The organism is Halomonas sp. 72, from assembly GCF_052379785.1.
Lineage (GTDB): Bacteria > Pseudomonadota > Gammaproteobacteria > Pseudomonadales > Halomonadaceae > Vreelandella > Vreelandella citrativorans.
In genome coordinates, this window is record NZ_JBQSYY010000013.1 from 1 (window position 1) to 20,083 (window position 20,083).

Consider the following 20,083-nt stretch of genomic DNA (forward strand, 5'->3'; position numbering starts at 1 on the left):
CACCATTGATGAGCGCGCCTGGCAGGCCTATGACGCAGCGGTGTACTGCAACGGTAACGGCGCCTGCTACAACTACGACGTGGACGACCCCATGTGCCCGTCGTGGAAGGCGACCCGCAACCGTATTCACTCGCCCAAGGGGCGCGCCAGCCTGATGCGTGAATGGCTGCGCCTGCAGTCCCAGGCGGGCATCGACGTGGTCGAGGAGTCGCGCAAGAAAAAGGCGGAAGGCCAATGGGGCTTTGTTAAACACTTCCCGAAACGCCTGGCGAATACGTTCAGCCGCCAGCAGCATCACGATTACTCTCATCAGGTCTACGACGCCATGGCCGGCTGCCTGGCGTGCAAGTCCTGCGCGGGGCAGTGCCCCATCAAGGTCAACGTGCCGCAGTTCCGTTCGCAGTTCTTGGAGGTGTATCACGGACGCTATTTACGCCCCCTGCGCGACTACGTAATAGGCAGCACAGAATTCATGCTGCCCACTCTTGCCCGGGCAGCACCGCTGTATAACGCCGTGATGGGCCAGCGCTGGGTGGAAACGCTGATGCGCCGTAGCGTGGGCATGAGCGACTCGCCATTGCTCTCCCGCGCCAGCGTGAAAAAGCAGCTGCGTGCCTGGGGCGTGGCGGAAGCCACGCCTACCTCGCTTGCTCTGCTCACCGACCAGCAGCGCGCCAATAGCGTGATTGTGGTTCAGGATGCGTTCACCACGCACTTTGAAGCCAAACTGGTCATGGACGTGGTCGAACTGCTCTCACGGCTCAACCTGCGCGTGTTGGTGATGCCCTATAGCGCCAACGGCAAACCGCTACACGTCCAGGGCTTTTTAGGCGCATTTGAGCGTACGGCCGAAAAGCAGGCGAAACGCCTGCGGGCGTTGCGCGAGTTTGAGGTGCCCATGGTGGGGATCGACCCGGCGATGACCCTGACCTACCGCCAGGAGTACGTAAAAGCGCTGGGACCCGACGCCGTGCCCGAGGTATTGATGCTACAGGAGTGGCTGGCTATCCGGCTGCCCACCCTGGCACCCCGACAGCTAGCGCCCAATGCCCTTGGCTTTAAGCTGCTTTCGCACTGCACCGAAAAAACCAACGCGCCCGGAAGCCCGAAGGCGTGGCAGCAAGTATTTGCCGCATTTGGCCTACCGTTGGAGTTGGTTAATACCGGCTGCTGTGGAATGTCCGGCACCTACGGCCATGAAACGCGCAACGCCGAAACGTCCAAAACGATTTACGCCCAATCCTGGCAACCCCAGGTCGAGGCAGAGGAAAACACCGACAGGCTACTGGCCACGGGGTATTCGTGCCGCAGCCAGGTGAAGCGTTTTTCAGAACAAACGCTTCACCACCCGCTGCAAGCCTTGCTTTATGCCTTACGCAGCGCGGGCGAACACCCCAAGGATTAACAAGGCTTAGAAAAATAGCTTTTTAAGCGCCAGGCCAGGGTCGGCTTGGCGCATAAAAGCCTCCCCAACCAAAAACCCATTAACGTGGTGATCCCGCATTAACTGAACATCCGCCTGAGTATGGATACCCGACTCAGTAATAACGGTTACGTTTTCAGGAATATGCGCCAGTAAATCCAGCGTCGTGTTGAGGCTGGTATCGAACGTGTGCAGGTTACGGTTGTTAATGCCTACCAACGCCAAATCAAGCTTAAGCGCACGCGTTAGCTCATCGGCATCATGGACTTCCACCAACACATCCATTCCCAGTTGATTGGCCTGCTGATGCAAGTCAAGCAGCCTGGCATCATCCAGTGCGGCGACAATCAGCAAAATACAGTCGGCTCCAATGGCGCGCGCTTCAGAGACCTGGTAACCGTGGGTAATAAAGTCTTTGCGAATAACCGGCAGCTCGCAGACGTCCCGCGAGACGATCAAATAGTCTTCATGTCCCTGGAAAAAGTCCGCATCGGTCAGTACGGACAAGCAGGCTGCACCACCTTGAGCGTAGCTTTTGGCGATATCCGCCGGATGAAACTCTTCTCGAATGACGCCTTTGGAGGGCGACGCCTTTTTAACTTCTGCAATAATCGCCGGGTCACCGACCGCAATACGCTGATTAAGCGCGTTGATGAACCCGCGCGGAGCACTCTGCTGCTTGGCAAGCGCGAGCAAATCCGTCTCGGATACCGCCTGCTGGCGCTCGGCGACTTCCTCATCCTTGCGGGCAAGAATTCGCGTCAAAATAGTGGGTGTTGCCTGTTGGTTCATAGCGGTCACTTACTCTTTGAAAACGCTGGTGAAGTGTGAAAGCTCTCTGAGCTTCTCAAGCGGCAGTTTAGACCCCTGAGCGTCCTGAGCGATCAGAACGCCCTCTTTCAGGCTGTCAGCCACACCCGCACAGTAAAGGGCGGCACCTGCGTTCAAGGCCACCATGTCGGATGCGGGGCCTTCACCGCTCAATGCCGCCTTTACCAACCGCAGGCTATCTTCTGCGTTAGCGGCCTTCAGCGTTGCCAGGCTCTGGCGCTCAATGCCAAACGCTTCAGGGGAAACCGTGTACTGAGTAATCTCGCCCTCTTTAAGCTCCGCCACTTGCGTAGAAGCTGCCAGCGATATTTCGTCTAAACCATCTTCTGAATGAACCACCATGACATGGCGGCTGCCCAGCTTTTTAAGCACTTCGGCCATCAGCGGCACCAGTTCTGGCGAGTACACACCGACCACCTGGTTGGGCGCCCCAGCAGGGTTAGTCAGCGGGCCCAGAATATTGAAGAGCGTGCGCACGCCCATCTCACGGCGCGGGCCAATGGCATAACGCATCGCCGGGTGGTGATTCGGCGCAAACATAAAGCCAACCCCCACCTGCTCAATACAACGGGCGACCTGCTGAGGCTTAAGATCGAGGTAAATACCGGCAATATCAAAAAGATCGGCGCTGCCGGAAGACGACGATACGCTGCGATTACCGTGCTTTGCGACATGCGCACCCGCCGCTGCAGCCACAAAGCTGGACGCGGTGGATACGTTAAATAGATTAGCGCCATCGCCGCCGGTACCCACGATATCCACGACATTTTCAGCGTTTAGCTCAACACGGCGCATTAAATCGCGCATGACCTGGGCGGCAGCGCTAATTTCCACCGCGCTCTCCCCTTTCATGGCAAGCCCGACCAATAAGCCGCCTACTTGAGCATCGGACGCTTCACCCGTCATTATCTGGCGCATCAGGGCATGCATAACGTCAAAAGGGAGGTCTTCACGGTGTATCACCGCATTAATTGCATCTCGCATTTGCATGAACAGAGGAGCCTCTAAAGCGTGTGAACCAGGCAATCAGCCACGTTTTAAAAAATTTGCCAATAGCTCATGGCCTTGGCGAGTCAGTATTGATTCAGGGTGAAATTGCACCCCTTCTACATCCAGTGTGCTATGGCGCAGTCCCATGATCAAACCAGGCGTCACGTCATTGTCTATTGTCCAGGCCGTTATTTCCAGGCAGTTGGGGAGCGTTTCCCTTTCCACCACTAACGAGTGATAACGGGTTACTTCGAGGGGGTTATCCAACCCGTCAAAAACGCCCTGATGGGTATGTAAAACAGCCGATGTTTTACCATGCATCACCTGGGGTGCACGGACCACCCGAGCACCGTATACCTGACCAATCGCCTGATGCCCCAAACAAACACCCAATATAGGCAGTTTACCGGCAAAGTGACGAATAGCGGCCATTGAAACCCCCGATTCGTTGGGTGTGCATGGCCCCGGGGAAATAACCAGATGCGTAGGCGCCAGGGCTTCAATCTGTTCAAGGGTAATGGCATCGTTTCGGTGCGTTACCACCTCTGCACCCAATTCATTCAAGTATTGGACAATGTTAAAAGTGAAGCTGTCGTAATTGTCCAACATCAAGACTTTTTTCGGCATAGCCTATTGATTACCTTAATTATTGCATGGCAATCAGCGTATCGTTACCCAGACTATTAGCCAGGTATGCCATTGCTAGCGATTTTACGTAAGTGTGCTGGATTGTATCGCCAGACGAGGTTAATCGCCACGACAGTTGCGCGCAGTTACGTTTTCGTCGCACTGGGCTATGCTGGAAAATATGCAGGAAAGCATGCTGAAAAGTACGCTGAACAATATGCTCAACAGCATGTTCAACAAAATTGCGATCAAAAGGAGCGCGCCATGGATAAGGCCATCATTGACGTTATTCGAGAAAATGAACAGCTACCCGACCACATGACCGATAGCGAGATCGCCAAGCAGTACAAAGGCACCTATACCGCAGCGAGAGCCGCTATCAGCCTGGACCATACGCCGCTTGATCAGCAGCTCGCTGACGCCACGGCCAAGGTTCTCCCCTTTATGAAAAAAAAGAAGTAATACCAGGCACGGTATAACCTTATACAACAAGCCCCTAACAGCAAGCCTTTGGGCTTTCTGTTAGGGTACGAAACGATATTTCCTCAACCGTTAACCAAGTGAGTTTTCATTGAGGCGCTTTGCCTCGCTCTCGGCTTCCTGGCGGGTAGCGTAGGAGACAACAGAGGTGTTATCGGCCTGAGTGAGCCTTCCCAAGTGCTACTGTTAGCAACTTTCGCCGTTAAGGCTATATTTTGCTATTACAGCGCGAAAACGGTTGTAATGGTCAAGTAACACTGGCCAGCACTCTATTTTAACGTTAGTTATCTAAAGACAGCCGCACCGCTAGCGACATTGCGTTTGCACAATGCATACGCCAAAAAGAACAACAACTTATATCCATTTTTTTTAGCCGGGAGGAACTAGCCACAGAGCGTAGCAGTCTTTATTATCTTGAGCCTTCAAACGAGTGGGAGCGTGAAATGCAAAAGCAAGTGAGCTGGGTAAGCACGCTCTTGCTAGGAATTTTGGTAAGTGTGTCACCGCTAGCAGGCGCTTCGACACTCAACGTTATCGCTTCTTTTTCCATACTTGAAGACCTGGTCAAGCGCATTGCCGGCGAAGATATTGACGTAAACGTTATCGTTCCCCCCGGTGAGGATGTCCATACGTGGGAACTGACGCCGCCCAATGTGCTGTCCATCGAAGAAGCCGACATCATGTTTTATAACGGCTTTGGGCTAGAGCCTTGGCTACGCCATGTAGAGGCCATCGCAAATGATTCGCTTACCCTAAAGGCCGTGGCTGAAAACGCTGACTTTGCGCCGCTCCCTATTATTACAGGGCAGTATCAAGGCACAAATGACCCGCATATGTGGATGGATCCGAAAGGTGCGGCCGCCTACATCAAGGTGATTGCTGAAACGCTGGCCGAGCACTACCCCGAAAAAGCGGGGGCGTTTTATGCCCGTGCGGAGGACACCTATCGCGCGCTGGATACGTTAGACCAGGCCATCAACGAGCGCTTGGAAGGTATCCCCAAAACGAACCGCTCCCTGGTGACCAGCGAGGCCGGATTTAGCTACTTTGCGCACGCCTATGGTTTTGAGTACGACGCTATTTGGGGGCTGAATAACGAAACACAGGGTAACGCCCGGGCAATGGCCGAGATGAACGAATGCTTGGCCAAAACACGCCCCCCAGCGCTCTTTTATGAAAGCACTGTTCCCTGTATCCACATGGATGCGTTGTCACGCGCCACCGGCATCTCACTGGCTGGCCCGCTCTATATTGACTCGTTTAGCTCACAAGACGATCAAGCCGATGACTACCCCGCCATGCTGCACTATAACGCCGAGCTTATTCATGGTGCATTAGGTGGCGCTCGCCCGGAATAGCCTTTTTGCAGCCAGTCAGTCAATCTTAAGTGACAAGCGCCAGCAGCGACGCCATCACACAATCAGGCTGGCTGAGTTCAATAGGATCGCCATGGTTATAGCCATAAGGCAGTGCGAGGGTGGCAAACCCGGCTGCCTTGCCCGCGGCAATATCATGACGAGAATCGCCGACCATTAGGCACTCACTTGGCAAAAACTGGCGCGCCTGCGCGGCATGTAAAAGGGGTAAGGGGGAAGGCTTCTTCTCCGTCAAGGTGTCTCCTCCTACCCATAGCGTAAACCATTGACGAATCCCGAAGTGATCAAGAATGGGCACAATAAACCGCTCTGGCTTATTGGTGATGAGCACCAGCGTAAAGCCCGCGCCATGCAGCGCTTCAAGTGCTGTTTTTACACCGGGATAGAGCGTCGTTAACGCATTCGGTGCCGCACCGTAATACGCCATAAAAGCATCAAAGGCGCGCGCTTGAAGCGCTTCCTCAGGAGACCGGCCCAACGCCCAGGTAAGTGCACGCTCCACCAGGATCGGCGCACCATTGCCCACCCAGTCGCGCACCTGAATACCGTCAGGTGTGGGCAAATTAAGCTCGCCTAACATTTTCTGCACCGCAACGGCCAAGTCAGGTACGGAATCAACCAGCGTGCCGTCTAAATCGAACGCGACTAATCGTTTTCCCGTGAGTATTGAGTGCACTGCCCTGCTCCCTTAACGCTGACTTATGTAGGCATTGGCAATGACACGCCTACCATTTTCAATGTCTTAACCTGCCAAATTGCTCAGCATCTTACTGCGTCCATGGCGCTAGCGCATTAGTCAGAAGAGAGAGAAGCTTCTATGCTAAAGCCAGATTAGCCAAGGAGAAACTAATGGCCATACCCAGGATTGTTATTGTCGGTGGCGGCGCAGGCGGTTTAGCGCTTGCGACTCGGTTAGGGCATACGTTAGGAAAACGCAAGCGCGCTGAAATTGTATTGCTTGACCGCAATGCAACCCATGTATGGAAACCGCTGCTTCATGAGTTAGCGACGGGGGTTTTAAACTCCAGCATGGATGAGGTGGATTATCGCGGGCATTCATCTGCGCATTTCTACCGCTACCAACGCGGCTCACTGCATGGCCTGGATCGCGAACAGAAAGTACTACACTTATCGCCTATTTATGATGAAGACGGCAATGAAGTGCTTCCCGAGCGCGCGCTAAAATACGACTTCCTAGTGCTCGCCTTGGGCAGCGTTTCCAACGACTTTGGCACTCAAGGGGTGGCCGAGCACTGCCACTTCATCGACTCCCCCCAGCAGGCCAAGCTGTTTCAACGAGAGATGATCAATACGTTTTTGCGCTATACCGACCCCTCATTACGTCAGCATACCATGCTGACCATCGGCATTGTGGGCGGAGGCGCCACAGGGGTCGAGCTTGCTGCCGAGCTTTTCGACGCTTCGCGCTTACTTAACGCTTATGGGGTAACCGCGCTGGACCATCAGCAAATTAGCGTGCATATCCTTGAAGCGGCCCCTCGACTACTGCCTGGCCTTTCCGAACGTATTAGCCAGACCGTGCAACAAGAACTGGAGACAATGGGCGTAACGGTGCATATCGGCACGGCGATTAAAGAAGCCCACGCCAACCAACTCATTACAGCCGACGGCGACACCATTGAAACCGACTTAAACGTATGGGCGGCAGGCATTAAAGCCCCCGAGTTTTTAACCAAACTGGGGCTTTCAACCAACAAGAAAAATCAGATTAACGTTGAAAAAACACTGCAGAGTGTTGATGACCCCAGCATTTTTGCCTTGGGTGATTGCGCCAGCTGCCCGCAGGGTGAAGATGGCACCGTACCTCCACGCGCTCAAGCGGCTCATCAGCAGGCGAAACTGCTAGCCAAAAATATCAACCATTTGCTGGAAGGCAAAGCACTTAACGAATTTCACTACCGCGACCACGGCTCGCTTGTTTCGCTGGCACGCTACGACGCGGTGGGTAATCTGATGCGCAGCTCAGCGTCGCGTGGCCTCTTTTTAGAAGGCTGGTTTGCTCGCCAGTGCTACGCATCGCTTTATCGCATGCATCAAGTGTCGATCCATGGCGTCCCGAAAACCGGACTTACGTGGCTAGTCGATAAGATTAACCGCTACCTCAGGCCTCGCATGAAGCTACATTAAGCGTCTTAAACCTTGGCCAGCGCCGCACGCATTTTCTTGATAACCGAGTCATAGCCGTGTGGGTCGCTGGCCTGATGCGCGTTAAAAATAGCGGAGCCTGCCACAAAGGTATCCGCCCCTGCCGCTGCGATCTCGGCAATATTGTCGGCTTTTACGCCGCCGTCAATTTCCAAACGAATCGCTTTACCGGATGCATCAATACGAGCACGCGCCTCGCGCAGTTTATCCAGTGTGCCAGGAATAAACGACTGGCCACCAAACCCTGGGTTAACGCTCATTAGAAGCACCATATCGACCTTATCCATCACATAGTCAAGATAAGAGAGCGGCGTTGCCGGATTAAATACCAGCCCTGCCTTGCAGCCACCATCACGAATCAACTGAAGCGAGCGATCGACATGCTCAGACGCTTCCGGGTGAAACGTAATATAGCTGGCCCCTGCCTCAATAAAATCGCTAATCATGCGATCAACCGGCTTCACCATCAAATGGACATCAATAGGCGCCGTCACACCATGATGTCGCAATGCTTTACATACCATGGGACCAATCGTCAGGTTCGGTACGTAATGGTTGTCCATTACATCAAAGTGGACAATATCAGCGCCCGCGGCCAGCACGTTATCCACTTCCTCCCCTAGTCGTGCAAAATCAGCGGAGAGAATAGAAGGGGCAATTAAAAAATCATGCGCAGCGGTCATGGGCACTCCTGACTAGCCATTGAAATGAGGGATTACCAAGTGGCGCAGCGACAACCTGGTGATGCCCTTGGATAAAGGGCATTTTAACAGAGCAATTGAAAAAACGGCGCGGTTTTGGCTACCCATTGCAGTTAATCATTTCCAACCATGTGTCTGCCCCCTTTATCAATCAGGCACACCGTTATTTCCAAAAAGAATAACAATCGCAATTGTAATTCCACAATGTCAGGTTTAATCTTATGCCAATTGCGATCTATATCGTTTACCGCTTTAAGAAGGAGCTAGCCATGTCTCTGCCACTCTTTTTCCGTCGCAGCCTGCTTGCCATTACGCTAGGCGCTAGCATCGCTAGCCCTGTCATGGCGCAAGAGCGCGAAATGCTTAATTCCTCCTACGATATTGGGCGCGAGCTATTTAGCGCGATCAACCCTGAGTTTATCGCTTGGTGGCAAGAACAGAATGACGAACAAATCAGCGTTAACCAGTCCCACGGCGGCTCTTCTGCTCAGGCGCGTGCCATCCTGCAGGGTCTGCGAGCAGACGTCGTCACATTTAACCAGGTAACCGACGTTCAGGTACTAGCGGATGCTGGCTTGGCGAATGAGGATTGGCAGAGCGCGTTGGATAACAATGCATCGCCTTACTACTCCACGACGGCCTTTCTGGTTCGCAAGGACAACCCCAAAGGAATTGAAAACTGGGATGACCTGGTAAAAGAAGATGTTCAAGTCGTCTTCCCTAATCCAAAAACGTCCGGTAATGCGCGCTACACCTATTTAGCGGCATGGGGATTCGCCGACAAGGAATTTGACGGTGATGAAGAGCAGATCCAAGATTTTATGCGCACGTTCTTGGGCAATGTGGCCGTTTTTGACACTGGTGGCCGCGGCGCGACCACCAGCTTTATAGAGCGCGGTATCGGTGATGTGCTGATCAGTTTTGAATCCGAAGTGAATAACATTCGCCAGGAGTATGGCAGCGACGACTACGAAGTGGTCGTTCCTCCCATGAGCGTTTTAGCCGAATTCCCCGTCGCGGTCGTTACTGAAAATGCTGAGCGCAACGGCAATACCGATTTAGCGCAGGGATATCTTGAGTATCTCTACACTGAAGATGCCCAGCGACTGCTGGCGAACTTTAACTATCGCGTACATAACGAAACCGTGGTTGAAGAGTTTTCCGACCACTTCCCGGAAACTGAGCTGTTCAGCGTAGAAGACGTATTTGGTAGCTGGGACGAAGTAATGGAAACGCACTTCGAGGGTGGCGCGCTGCTCGATCAACTACAGCGCCGTTAACAGGACATCAGTCGTTATCAAAACATTATGAATCAACGCGCTTTACGACTAACCGGCAGCACGCGAGTGCTGCCGGGTTTTGGCCTTTCAATGGGCATCAGCGTGCTGTTTATCTCGTTGGTGCTGGTACTACCTATCACTGGGCTTTTCGGGCAGCTTGCCGAGCTAAGCCTTGCCCAATACTGGTCAATTATTACCGAAGGCCGAGTGGTCGCAAGCTATATGGTCACCATGGGCGCAGCGGCGGTGGCAGCATTAATTAATGCGGTCTTCGGTCTGCTACTCGCTTGGGTATTGGTGCGCTACGAGTTTCCCGGCAAGCGACTGCTGGATGCTTTAATGGACCTGCCGTTTGCTCTCCCCACAGCGGTGGCGGGCATTACGCTGGCCACTCTCTATGCCAGCAGTGGCTGGATGGGGCGCCTGCTTGAGCCTTTGGGGCTTCAAGTGGCCTACACCTGGGTCGGTATCGCGCTGGCCATGGCATTTACCAGTATCCCGTTTGTGGTACGCACCGTGCAGCCCGTACTGGAAGACTTACCCGCTGAGGTTGACGAAGCCGCCATGTCTCTGGGCGCAACCGACTGGGTGGCCTTTCGCCGGGTGATCATGCCGCACTTATGGCCCGCTCTGGTGACAGGAACAGGCCTTGCGTTTGTGCGCTCGCTTGGCGAGTTTGGCGCGATTATCTTTATCGCAGGCAATATGCCCTACGAAACGGAAATTACCGCGTTAATGATCTTCGTCAAGCTGCAGGAGTATGACTACGCAGGCGCCTCCGCAGTGGCCTCCGTGGTGCTGTTTGTTTCGCTCGCGCTGCTGCTTGCCATCAACATTTGGCAAGGCCGTTTTGTCCGCCGCCTGCATGGAGGTAAGGGATAATGCGTAGGATTGGTGATGCACCGGGCGTCAAGCGCCTGTTAATTGGCGCGGCGTTAATCCTTTCGGCACTGTTTTTATTGCTGCCGCTTGTCGCCATTTTCGCTCAGGCCTTTTCTCAGGGCGTTGCGACTTTCTGGGTCAATGTAAGCAATTACTTTACCCTGCATGCGATTGGTCTAACGCTGGTCATCGCCCTACTCACCATTCCTATCTGTCTGGTGTTTGGCGTGGCCCTGGCGTGGCTTGTTACGCGGTTTAGCTTTCCAGGTCGACGCATTCTGCAAACCTTGATTGATATCCCCTTTGCCGTTTCCCCTGTTGTTGCCGGGCTTATTTACCTGCTGCTTTACGGCCGCAATGGGTGGATCGGCAGTTGGCTGGATGGCCATGATATTCAGCTGATGTTTGCCTGGCCTGGAATTTTGATGGTGACCGTGTTTGTTACCTGTCCCTTCGTTGCCCGCGAGCTGATTCCGCTGATGCAGGCGCAGGGCTCGCGTGAGGAAGAGGCAGCCGCCACGCTAGGAGCCAAAGGGTGGGCAACCTTTTGGCGAGTCACACTGCCGAATATCCGCTGGGCACTGCTTTACGGGATTATTTTAACCAACGCCCGCGCCGTCGGTGAATTTGGCGCAGTATCGGTAGTCTCAGGCTCGATACGTGGTCAAACCAATACACTTCCTCTTCACCTTGAACAGCTTTACCAGGACTACAATGCGGTTGGTGCATTTGCATGCGCGGCACTGTTAGCACTGATTGCCCTGCTTACCCTGGCGGCCAAGGCTAGCCTGGAATGGCGCGCATCGCGCCGGGAGGCGCTCTTATGAGCATTCGCTTAGAAAATATTGCAAAACACTTTGGCAACACGCAGGCCCTTGAACCTGTCAATCTGGATATCCATGAGGGCGAATTAGTCGGCCTTCTGGGGCCCTCGGGGTCGGGCAAGACCACGCTTTTGCGGATTATTGCTGGCCTTGAAAGTGCTGACCACGCTACCCAGTCGGCCAGGATCATGTTCGGCGAACGCGATGTCACAAATGTGCATGTGCGCGACCGGCGTATCGGCTTCGTATTTCAGCACTATGCGCTGTTTCGTCATATGAGCGTTTACGATAACGTCGCGTTTGGCTTGACGGTGATGGCCAAAAAAGAGCGCCCTTCCAGCGGTGAAATTCGCGCACGCGTGTTTCGCCTGCTTGAAATGGTTCAGCTTGAACACCTGGCCAAGCGTTACCCCGCCCAGCTTTCAGGCGGCCAGCAGCAGCGTGTTTCTCTCGCCCGTGCGTTAGCGGTAAAACCCGACGTACTGCTACTTGATGAGCCGTTTGGCGCGCTGGATGCCAAGGTACGCCAGGACTTACGCCGCTGGCTTCGTCGCCTACACAGCGAGCTGAACTTTACCAGCGTTTTTGTTACCCATGACCAGGAAGAAGCGCTGGAGCTTTCCGACCGGGTCGTGGTGATGAGCAACGGGCGCATTGAGCAAATTGATGCTCCGGACACACTCTATCATTCGCCAAAAAATCGCTTTGTCTTCGAGTTTTTGGGTGACGTCAACCACTTGGAAGGCAGCGTTCGTAATGGCATTTTGACCTGCGGCGATGCCTATTTGCACGTTGACCTACCCGAAGGTAGCGAAGAACTGCTTTTGCGCCCTCACGAGGTACGCCTGGCAGAACAGCCCAGCGACACCTGCCATCTACCGGTAGTGATAACGGCGATCTCCCCCGTAGGTGCCGAAGTGCGTGTAGAGCTGGAAGCTGACTGGCTGGAGAAGCCCTGGCTTGCGACCGTGCGTCATGCGGATTTTGAACGTTTAGCGATGAAGCGCGGGCAACGCCTTTATGCCCACCCGCGCCAGTGGCACCGGTTTAAAGACGGGGTAACGGACTCAGCAAAACAGGCACGAGCCGCTTAACTAGCCAACAGCGCCCACCCTTTATCCTGCTGGCGTTTTGCGCATAACAGCGGCATAGTTATTCAGAGAGCTCTGTGAAACCAGCTCTTTGAAACAAGTGCTTTGAAACAAACTATCTGAAACAGGTTATTAGAACCAGTTATTGGAACAAACCGTTACTGCGGGGAATAAAATATGCTTCGGCGCCATTTTTTACGTCTTTCAGGAGTGCTGTTGGCAGGCCTCTGGTTAGCAGGCTGCTCAGGGCCTCAATACCTTCAGCTTAGCCCGGAGCGTAGTACGAATGTGCCGCAAGCCGGGTCAGGCCAACACGTCACGGTCGTCGCCGTTGATGCTCGAGAAAGCGAGGTTATTGGTACAAGGGCTGGCGGCAGTATGTCAACGGCTCAGATTACCGTTAGCAGCCATGAACTGATTCCCCAACTGCAAGCAGAAGCCGAGCGTGCGGTTCACGATATGGGCTTTAACCCCACCACCGAGCAGGCCCAAGGCCGACCTACCCTTACCCTGGAGCTTGTTAGCCTACAGTATGGGCGTGGCGACAGCGGTCAGCCTTTGGTAGACGAGGCGCGTATTGAGGGTGTTTTCCGGGCCATTGCCCAGAATAAAGGCACCACGTATACCGGCACCTACACCTCGCGCCGCACACAAGGCTATGCCGTTAGGCCGGGTGAAGACGCTAATACACGTATGCTGAATGACCTGCTCAGCGACGGCCTTAACCGGGCCTTCAACGACCCAGAGCTTGGTCAGCTACTCGCCCGCTGATATACATTGAGCACGCTGATACCGCGCTATTTGTGTGGTCCGCGCCGCTCTAATGACCAGACAGACTCCGTTCGGCCCCGTTCATCGGGGCTTCCTTGCTCAAGCAGCGTGACGCGAAAATTGGGTGTGAACAGTTGAGTCACTTCCTGGTCAGGCACGCTATACGGTGGGCCCGCACCCTCATCCTCGTGCGTTATGCTCACCAACAGCCCAGCGGCTCCGGGCGGAACCAGCTGGGCCAAGTGGAATGCATAGCGCTCGCGCGTGGCAGGCGGTAACGCAATCAGTGCTGCACGATCATAAAACGCGCCTACTTCGGCAGCTTGGCGTATGTGCAAATGAAAAAAATCCCCACACCAGAGTTCCACACTACCTTGACGTGATATTTCAAACCCTGCTTGGGTATAGCGCGATACAGGCGTCTGGCGTTGGGCCAGGAATTGCGCTATTGCCTCAGGCGCCAACTCAATGCCTAGCACCGGATGTCCCGCATCAGCCAACCAGCGCATGTCCAGGCTTTTACCACACAAGGGCACCAGCACTTTAGTGCCCTGCTCAACGCCCAATGTGGGCCAGTACTCAAGCAGCGCTGGATGCGGCTGAGACAGATGAAAACCAATCCGACCCTCTTGCCAGCGCTGCCGCCAGGAAGTGCTCATTAGACGCCCTTTTACCCTTGAATCCAGAACCTAAAAAACAGGTCCTGATGCTGAGAACCTAGAACTTAAAACCTGGAGTTTAAAACCTGAAGCTTAAAACCCGGAACCTAGAACCAGCGATCACGCTTTTTACGCCGACGCGGCAAGTGCGGAACGATAAGCCCCACTAACAGCCCGGCACCCGCCACACCGCCGCCATACATGAAGTAGCGCATTAACAGGTCTTCTTCCTGGGTATCCAGCCGAGCCTGGAGCGCGCGCACCTGCTGGCGCGACTGCTCGGCCTCGTTATCAAGCTCGTTATTGCGCGCTTCAAGGTCAGCAATGCGCTGCTCGCGCAGTTCAAGCGTCTCTGTCGTCGAGGAGGTGCGCTGCTCCCAGGTATCGTTAATACCATCAAGCTCTGCGGTGAGCTCATCGACCCGGGCCTGGAGCACCGGCAACTGCTCGCGAGCACTAGGCGTTTCCTGGATTTCGTTCGTCAATACCCACACGGTGTCGCCGCTTTGGCCGCGCACCCGGGTGTAATCACCGCTCTCTTCCAGTACCTCTACCTGCTCACCGGCATTTAACGTGCCAATAATGCGGTATCCATCCGTAGGCCCGCTGCGCACGTAAGTGCTCAACTCATCGCTCACCCACGCTTGACCGTCGGTTTGTGCCATTGCTTGTGCGCTGGCCACACTTAATAAAACACCGGCCGCGATATAAGAGAAACGAAATTTATCTGCTTGCATAACGTCATGTCCTGATTAAAAAAAACGCTGCATAGCGGACGAGGCCACCAGCGCTTACAGCGTCGCGCCTGTCTTGAGCGCTTATCCTTCGCTACGTGGTGGTAGGGGGAAGGGACGAGGAAACTCAGCAACGCGGGCATCGCTTTTTACTGCCTTCAAAGGGCCTTCACGCTCCACCTCATCAATACGCACAATCGCATTAAGAGGCAGGTAACTACGTTTGACACCCTCGAAGGTTCGCTGCAATTTTTCAGTTGCAGGATCAACAACTACCCGTGACGCGTCGTCAAAGACAAACTCCTCGACTTCAATAAAGCCCCAGAGTTCGCTTTGAAATATTTCTCGAACGTATAAATCCCAAATTTCACCCTGTTGGTGAACCACTACTCGATAAATCGGCTTGGCCGCCATTTTGGCCTATCCCTCTTGCCCTATGAACATAAAATTTTCCGGCCTAGCGTACCATAACCCTATCAGCAGAGCCTTAGCTGACCTGACTCAATGCGTTAATAAACGCTAACTGCCCACTCTACGATCTACTCATTAGCCGATATAGCGGGCGTCGTGTAGGGTGAAGAGAGCGAATGGGAATACTCTCACCCTACAGGAGTAACGGTCATGCAAAAGAAGAGGCCCACGATAAAGCAGGCCGCTTGGGGCACCCGTTATCCGCACCGCCTTTGGCACCCACTGGGGGCTGATTTATTTTAAAGGCGATGATGCCCATCCCCTGCGCGACCTTCTAAAACGACAGGAAGGCCTCGACTTCTATGTATAATCCCCGTGACCACCGGGACAAGGAGTCATTGTGACGCCTCATAATGGCGCTATTGTGAGTACCACAGGTATCGAATGAAGAGCTTGATAGCGTCAAACAGTCTTTATATCGCAGTTGGGGAGCCTCTCGCTTGCCCGATACCGAGTTACAGGCCCTTGAAGGGTCTCACTCGCCACTTAACCCGTTATAGCCACGTGTTTAATTAACCATGTCATCAATGTTAAGACTCGATCAACTACTGGTCAGCCAAGGGTTAGCCAGTTCGCGTACACGTGCCCAGCGGCTTATTCGCCATGGGCGTGTGCGTTTAGAGGCGCCTTCGCGCGTGCTTACCAAACCCTCTGAAAAGTGGCCTGAGGATACACCGCTATTGGTCGACGACGACCCTGAGGAGCGTTATGTCTCTCGCGCCGGTTTAAAACTTGAAAGCGTATTAACGGTTTTAAATAAGCGCCTGGATGACCATGTCATTTTGGATGTAGGACAGTCCACGGGGGGCTTTACCGATTGCGCGTTGCACTTTGGCGCACGCCACGTGATTGGCGTAGAAGTTGGCCATAGCCAGCTCGCGGAATCGCTACGTACCCACCCGCGTGTTATGTGCCTCGAAGGCCTTAACGCCAGGCACATGAGTTCATCCGTAGCACTGCAAGAAGCGATTACCGCGACTCCTATTGATACCGCAGTGATGGACGTCTCCTTTATTTCTCAGACCCTGATTTTGCCGGAGATCGCCGCACTGCTGCCAACAGGAGGAGAGCTAATTTCGTTGGTTAAACCTCAGTTTGAACTCACCCCTGGAGCGCTGGATAAGCGGGGCATCGTTCGACGCGCGGCCGACTACCACACAGTGGAAGAAAAGATTCGCAAGGCCTGTGACGCTTGTGGGTTAGCGGTGCAGCACTGGCAAGAGAGCCCGATTACCGGAGGAGACGGTAATCGGGAGTTTCTTCTTCATGCCCTTAAGCCTGCCCCCTGACATACGCCTAACTATGCGTAGACGGCGGTAACTTATTAATTGACTGCACTTTGACCGACTCCCCCCGGTCACGGTGCAGCCATACATCCATCTGCTCAAACGCCACACGAACACCTGCTTTTTGAAACAGCTCATTTACCCGACAATTGATTTCATCCGTCGCAGGCAAGCGCTCCTTGATGTCATCAACAAAAATGCGCAGCTCAAAATTGAAGCTATGGTTGCCATAGCTCAAACAGAACACCTGAGGCTCCGGGTCAATCAACACCCGCTCGTTTTCATCTGCCGCTTGGCGTAAAAGCTGATGCACTTTGGCCAGGTCCGAGTTATGCGCAACGCCATACGTCAGCACGACCCTGGTCACGTTATCTGAAAGAGACCAGTTAATAAGCTGATCCGTCACAAAGGTTTTATTGGGAATAATAATTTCTTTGCGATCGAAGTCAGTAACGGTTGTCGCTCGTATCCTTATACGGTTCACGGTCCCGTGCAAGTTGCCCAGCGTAATCGTATCCCCAATGCGGATAGGCCGTTCGAACAGGATAATCAAACCTGAAATGAAGTTGGCAAAGATTTCCTGTAACCCAAAGCCCAGCCCCACACTGAGCGCCGCCACCAGCCACTGTAACTTGTCCCAGGAAACGCCCAGGGTGGCCAGCGCAATCAGCATGCCTGTACCCACAATCGCATACGAGAGCAGCGAACTGATGGCATAGGCACTGCCCTGCTTTAGTGCCAAGCGAGACAAGACCATTACCTCTAAAAGGCCAGGCAGGTTACGCGCCATAATAAAGGTGACCGCGACCACCAGCAGCGCGGTAATAACATCCGTGACAGACAGTTCACTGCCAATCAAATCCTCGTCACCAGAATCCCACAGGGAAACGTGATCCAGATATCCCACCACGGATAAAAGATCCGACCAGACAAGATATAAAAGTAAGCTGAAGCCGATTAATAAAATCAGCTTGGAGAGGCGTAGCGACTGAGTATTGATTTTCTCCATATCCAGCGGCGGCTCTTCCACCACCTCAAGCCCCCCTTCAGCTTCCTCCTGCGCTTGAGCACGTCGGGCAAGCGCTCGTCGGTAAGCCAAGCGTCTGGCGGCCACAGCCAAACTACGTACTACCGTCGCCTCAACAACCACCCACAGCCCCAATAAATAAAGCGTGATCGCAAACCGCCCCGCCAAACGCAGTGCGGTGTATTCATACCCCCACACGATCAAGCCCACCAATACGAGCGGGATGGCGGCCATGGCGAGTCCCAGCACCAAACGGAATAAGCGAAGCCCAAAAAAAGGAACATGTGCCAAAATCAGCTTCGTTAGCCACCAGCTCATGGCTAACAGCCCCGCGACCATCAGGCCCAGTGCAATAGGACGCAAGGCTAGAGGTGCTTGCACCTGCCCCGATATTGTCGCAATCGCTATCACCGGCACCAGCGCAAACCCCAGCCAACGTAATAGCTTACGAATCTGGGCGTTATAACGAGCAGGCCAGGTAAAGTGCCGTTCGGCAACGCCATCAGGTGCGAGCAAACGTCGCCCCCACGCGACCACCCCCCAGCTTAACGCGAGCTGCATTAACGCAGGCGCAATACTGTGGGTTAATGCATCGTCTGTTTCGCGAAGCCCTACTCCAACACCGGCTAGCATCAACGGCCCCGGAATAGCCAATAGCGCGTTTAACAGCACTGCTTTTGGTGTGTGTAACTGAGTATCGCTTTTTAAACGACCAATCTGAGAATGGATAGTCGCCAAGCGCTCTTTTATCCGCGCGCGTAACCCGATGAGCAACAGGCCAAGTAGCATCCATGGCAGCCCAAACACTATTTTCCAGGAAAGCGCCTGCCAGTGGTTTGAAAAAATGACTCGCCACTCGCCTTCTCGCCACTCCAGGCGAATGTTGTTGGGCAACTGGCGCAGCCAGTTAATATCCACAGGCTGACTGTTAGCGACCCAAAATAACTGCTCATAAATGGTGGTACGTAGCTCGCGTGTCGTGGTGAGCAGCTGCTTCTGATTAAGCTGTAGCTCAATCGCAGAACTTAAAAGGCTGCTGTAGGATTGCTCCAACTGCTCTACCAGCTCACGACGCTCTCTATAAATCTGGTTCAATGCGTCGATCACACTTGGGGTTGCCTCAAGGCCTGCCTCCTCCACGCGCTGAATGGCTAACCGTCTGCCGTGGCGCAAATGGTCACTCTGGCGGGTTAAATCAAACTGTCTCAATCGAAGATCCGCAATTTCATCCTGCAAATGTCGATGCGGAACTGGCGTAGGCAATGATTGGCGCTGCTCATTTAAAATAAGTGATAACAAATGACTCCCACGCATGGCATCAATCTGTTCATTGAGGCTACGCTGCAATTGGAGTACATAGTCCAGATCACGCTGCGCCTCAAAATTCTCACGCAAGATAGTATTGCTGCGGTCAGTTGCCTGCAGCAGTTCCTGGCTTATGCGTTGATTAACTTGCTGGGCATCAAGTATGACAGGGTTGCCCTCAGCCAAAAGCGAATTATCCACGATGGCCTCGGCCGCCACTTGCTCAGACTCAAGGGTACGCTGAAGGTCAATGGCATCCTCAAGTAAACCCAAACGCTTTTCCTGGTAATCAATTTGCAACGAAAAGAGGTCGCGCCGTTGTTGCGCGAGTTCACGCAATCGGCTATTAACACTTAACTCTCGTTGGTTATAAGCGGCATCTCGTTCCGCCAAGAGTCGTGCCAAGCCAAGCTGTATGAGCTGCGCATCCTTTGAGAGTGAGAGCTGGCTATCCGTTAATAGCGCTTCGCGATCATCGTACTCGCGGCGTAGCGTTTCAGCACGTTGCAGGGCATTGGAGATTGCCTGCTGGGCTCGCTCGGGTAACGTAATCGAGGCCAGTAACTGCGAGTTCACATCGGTCAATTCCCCTTGCAGCTGCTGCAGTTCAAGGACAGCATCTGCCTGCTGTGACGTTAAATCGTCCAACGACATATCGGCGAATGTTTGGGCAGTTAACTGCTGAAAACTCTCCTCCACCTCACCCAACGCAAGCTCTAACTGGTACAACTGTTCAGGCGCCTCATCAACCCGCTGGTTAAGTACCTTTAAACGTTCATCATTAGCATCCAAACGTTGGTAAATTTCCAGCGCGGCCCTTAAATTGGTCTGCTCGCTAACCTGCTGCGCGGTTAGCTCACTGTCTACTGAATCGAGCGCTGCCAAGCGCGCCGCTATTGTCTCTTGTGAGGGTACTTGATCAACGTCAAAGGCGCCCTGAACGCTAACGCACACCGTCATCAAATAAAGCGCCAATAGCACCTTCAAGGTATAATTACAGATACATCTAACCACGGTTGATATACCCTCAGAAAAAAAAGATAGTGGTAAAAATTAAATACCAGCCATTGTCAGGGGTTCCATTGACCTGCGCAACGAAGAGGTTGACTTACTCTCTTGGCATGTATAGAAACGACTCTGATAATTGATCCTTCCCCTT

The 20,083-nt window shown here is 53.6% G+C and carries 19 protein-coding genes; 10 read left to right on the forward strand and 9 right to left on the reverse strand.

Annotation, left to right across the window (positions count from 1 at the left end; translation table 11 throughout):
* On the forward strand, positions 1–1,405 hold a 1,405-nt coding region (locus ACT3T6_RS12135; protein ID WP_444625951.1), incomplete at its 5' end, for a (Fe-S)-binding protein.
* A gap of 6 nt (positions 1,406–1,411) precedes the next feature.
* On the opposite strand, the gene trpC is transcribed toward ACT3T6_RS12135, so the two are convergent.
* From trpC to ACT3T6_RS12150, 3 genes are read right to left on the reverse strand one after another with little or no spacing between them, the layout of a single operon-like run.
* The gene (gene trpC / locus ACT3T6_RS12140; RefSeq protein ID WP_193054944.1) at positions 1,412–2,215 is read right to left on the reverse strand and encodes an indole-3-glycerol phosphate synthase TrpC; all 804 of its coding nucleotides are present in this window, start codon (positions 2,213–2,215) and stop codon (positions 1,412–1,414) included.
* 9 nt (positions 2,216–2,224) lie between these two features.
* Positions 2,225–3,244 carry an anthranilate phosphoribosyltransferase gene (trpD, locus tag ACT3T6_RS12145; RefSeq protein ID WP_172117095.1) on the reverse strand — a complete coding sequence of 340 codons (1,020 nt, stop codon included), beginning with the start codon at positions 3,242–3,244 and terminating at the stop codon, positions 2,225–2,227.
* A 36-nt stretch (positions 3,245–3,280) separates the two neighbouring features.
* Entirely contained in the window at positions 3,281–3,871 is a 591-nt protein-coding gene (locus tag ACT3T6_RS12150) for an anthranilate synthase component II (RefSeq protein ID WP_226912228.1), read from the reverse strand.
* 264 nt (positions 3,872–4,135) lie between these two features.
* On the opposite strand from ACT3T6_RS12150, the gene ACT3T6_RS12155 reads away from it, so the two are divergent.
* Complete coding sequence (locus ACT3T6_RS12155) at positions 4,136–4,333, forward strand: hypothetical protein (protein ID WP_087106715.1); 198 nt, start codon at positions 4,136–4,138, stop codon at positions 4,331–4,333.
* A gap of 461 nt (positions 4,334–4,794) precedes the next feature.
* A complete protein-coding gene (locus ACT3T6_RS12160) occupies positions 4,795–5,709 on the forward strand; it encodes a metal ABC transporter solute-binding protein, Zn/Mn family (RefSeq protein WP_193054945.1) in 915 nt (304 codons plus the stop codon).
* Positions 5,710–5,734: 25 nt separating this feature from the next.
* Here the strand turns inward: ACT3T6_RS12160 and ACT3T6_RS12165 are convergent, their stop codons facing one another.
* Complete coding sequence (locus ACT3T6_RS12165; RefSeq protein WP_193054946.1) at positions 5,735–6,403, reverse strand: phosphoglycolate phosphatase; 669 nt, start codon at positions 6,401–6,403, stop codon at positions 5,735–5,737.
* 173 nt (positions 6,404–6,576) lie between these two features.
* On the opposite strand from ACT3T6_RS12165, the gene ACT3T6_RS12170 reads away from it, so the two are divergent.
* Positions 6,577–7,875: an NAD(P)/FAD-dependent oxidoreductase gene (locus ACT3T6_RS12170; RefSeq protein ID WP_193054947.1), complete on the forward strand. Its 1,299-nt coding sequence runs from the start codon at positions 6,577–6,579 to the stop codon at positions 7,873–7,875.
* Between the two features lie 5 nt (positions 7,876–7,880).
* On the opposite strand, the gene rpe is transcribed toward ACT3T6_RS12170, so the two are convergent.
* The gene (gene rpe, locus ACT3T6_RS12175) at positions 7,881–8,576 is read right to left on the reverse strand and encodes a ribulose-phosphate 3-epimerase (RefSeq protein WP_172117100.1); all 696 of its coding nucleotides are present in this window, start codon (positions 8,574–8,576) and stop codon (positions 7,881–7,883) included.
* Positions 8,577–8,863: 287 nt separating this feature from the next.
* Here rpe and cysP point away from each other — a divergent pair, with 287 nt between their 5' ends.
* The 5 genes from cysP to ACT3T6_RS12200 all read left to right on the forward strand — a co-directional run bounded on the left by cysP (position 8,864) and on the right by ACT3T6_RS12200 (position 13,442).
* On the forward strand, positions 8,864–9,874 hold the full coding sequence (cysP, locus tag ACT3T6_RS12180; protein ID WP_193054948.1) for a thiosulfate ABC transporter substrate-binding protein CysP: 1,011 nt from the start codon (positions 8,864–8,866) through the stop codon (positions 9,872–9,874).
* Between the two features lie 27 nt (positions 9,875–9,901).
* On the forward strand, positions 9,902–10,756 hold the full coding sequence (gene cysT / locus ACT3T6_RS12185) for a sulfate ABC transporter permease subunit CysT (protein ID WP_087106725.1): 855 nt from the start codon (positions 9,902–9,904) through the stop codon (positions 10,754–10,756).
* The gene (cysW, locus tag ACT3T6_RS12190) at positions 10,756–11,583 is read left to right on the forward strand and encodes a sulfate ABC transporter permease subunit CysW (protein ID WP_193054949.1); all 828 of its coding nucleotides are present in this window, start codon (positions 10,756–10,758) and stop codon (positions 11,581–11,583) included. Before cysT ends, cysW begins: the two co-directional genes overlap by 1 nt.
* Positions 11,580–12,674 carry a sulfate/molybdate ABC transporter ATP-binding protein gene (locus ACT3T6_RS12195; protein ID WP_193054950.1) on the forward strand — a complete coding sequence of 365 codons (1,095 nt, stop codon included), beginning with the start codon at positions 11,580–11,582 and terminating at the stop codon, positions 12,672–12,674. Before cysW ends, ACT3T6_RS12195 begins: the two co-directional genes overlap by 4 nt.
* A 174-nt stretch (positions 12,675–12,848) precedes the next feature.
* A complete protein-coding gene (locus ACT3T6_RS12200; RefSeq protein WP_193054951.1) occupies positions 12,849–13,442 on the forward strand; it encodes a YajG family lipoprotein in 594 nt (197 codons plus the stop codon).
* A gap of 26 nt (positions 13,443–13,468) precedes the next feature.
* On the opposite strand, the gene ACT3T6_RS12205 is transcribed toward ACT3T6_RS12200, so the two are convergent.
* From ACT3T6_RS12205 to ACT3T6_RS12215, 3 genes are all read right to left on the reverse strand, one after another.
* Positions 13,469–14,101, reverse strand: a complete 633-nt coding sequence (locus ACT3T6_RS12205) for a thiopurine S-methyltransferase (protein WP_193054952.1) — start codon at positions 14,099–14,101, stop codon at positions 13,469–13,471.
* Positions 14,102–14,208: 107 nt separating this feature from the next.
* Positions 14,209–14,838 (reverse strand): TIGR04211 family SH3 domain-containing protein, encoded by a 630-nt coding sequence (locus tag ACT3T6_RS12210; RefSeq protein ID WP_193054953.1) that lies wholly within the window; start codon positions 14,836–14,838, stop codon positions 14,209–14,211.
* 81 nt (positions 14,839–14,919) lie between these two features.
* Positions 14,920–15,249 carry a DUF1820 family protein gene (locus ACT3T6_RS12215; RefSeq protein WP_018916745.1) on the reverse strand — a complete coding sequence of 110 codons (330 nt, stop codon included), beginning with the start codon at positions 15,247–15,249 and terminating at the stop codon, positions 14,920–14,922.
* Between the two features lie 584 nt (positions 15,250–15,833).
* Here ACT3T6_RS12215 and ACT3T6_RS12220 point away from each other — a divergent pair.
* Positions 15,834–16,595 carry a TlyA family RNA methyltransferase gene (locus tag ACT3T6_RS12220; protein WP_193054979.1) on the forward strand — a complete coding sequence of 254 codons (762 nt, stop codon included), beginning with the start codon at positions 15,834–15,836 and terminating at the stop codon, positions 16,593–16,595.
* Positions 16,596–16,602: 7 nt separating this feature from the next.
* Here the strand turns inward: ACT3T6_RS12220 and mscK are convergent, their stop codons facing one another.
* Entirely contained in the window at positions 16,603–19,905 is a 3,303-nt protein-coding gene (gene mscK, locus ACT3T6_RS12225; protein ID WP_287078603.1) for a mechanosensitive channel MscK, read from the reverse strand.
* Between the last annotated feature and the right edge of the window lie 178 nt (positions 19,906–20,083).